At 52.4% G+C, this 1230-nt stretch carries 1 rRNA gene; it reads right to left on the bottom strand.

Annotated elements, in window-relative coordinates:
- Nucleotides 1-1202 (bottom strand): 23S ribosomal RNA (locus IAE41_RS22290); the annotation flags it as partial.
- Nucleotides 1203-1230: the final 28 nt, after the last annotated feature.

Below are 1230 nucleotides of genomic sequence, written 5' to 3'. Positions count from 1 at the left end.
CCACCTTCAACGGCTTACGGAACGCTCCTCTACCGCGTACATATAAATATGTACACCCCAAGCTTCGGTTCACTGCTTAGCCCCGTTAAATCTTCCCCGCAGACCGACTCGACCAGTGAGCTATTACGCTTTCTTTAAAGGGTGGCTGCTTCTAAGCCAACCTCCTGGCTGTCTGTGCCTTTCCACATGGTTTTCCACTTAGCAGTGAATTTGGGACCTTAGCTGTGGGTCTGGGTTGTTTCCCTTTTCACGACGGACGTTAGCACCCGCCGTGTGTCTCCCATACAGTCCGTCTCGGTATTCGGAGTTTGCAATGGTTTGGTAAGTCGCGATGACCCCCTAGCCATAACAGTGCTCTACCCCCGAGAGGATACATATGAGGCGCTACCTAAATAGCTTTCGAGGAGAACCAGCTATCTCCGGGTTCGATTAGCTTTTCACTCCTAATCACAGCTCATCCCCGTCTTTTGCAACAGACGTGGGTTCGGGCCTCCAGTACCTGTTACGGCACCTTCACCCTGGCCATGACTAGATCACCCGGTTTCGGGTCTACTGCCCGCGACTATGCGCCCTTATCAGACTCGGTTTCCCTTCGCCTCCCCTATACGGTTAAGCTTGCCACGAACAGTAAGTCGCTGACCCATTATACAAAAGGTACGCAGTCACTCCTTGCGGAGCTCCTACTGCTTGTACGCACACGGTTTCAGGATCTATTTCACTCCCCTCTCCGGGGTTCTTTTCGCCTTTCCCTCACGGTACTGGTTCACTATCGGTCGGTCAGTAGTATTTAGCCTTGGAGGATGGTCCCCCCATGTTCAGACAGGGTTTCACGTGCCCCGCCCTACTCGTCTTCACTGAAATGGCCCTTTCAGATACAGGGCTATCACCTTCTATGGCCGCTCTTTCCAAAGCGTTTTCCTAGAACCAAATCAGCTTAAGGGCTAGTCCGCGTTCGCTCGTCGCTACTTACGGAATCTCGGTTGATTTCTTTTCCTCTGGTTACTTAGATATTTCAGTTCACCAGGTTCGCTTCCAGCAGCTATGTATTCACTGCAGGATACCCGCAAGCGGGTGGGTTTCCCCATTCGGACATTACCGGATCAAAGCTTGTTGCCAGCTCCCCGATACTTTTCGCAGGCTGCCACGTCCTTCATCGCCTCTGACCGCCAAGGCATCCACCGTGTGCGCTTATTCGCTTGACCATATAACCGCAAGTTGCCTTGGGTTATA

Source organism: Stenotrophomonas sp. S39 (genome assembly GCF_016624665.1).
Lineage (GTDB): Bacteria > Pseudomonadota > Gammaproteobacteria > Xanthomonadales > Xanthomonadaceae > Stenotrophomonas.
Note: the sequence above shows the minus strand (reverse complement) of the source record. Positions and strands in the feature narration are given on the sequence as shown.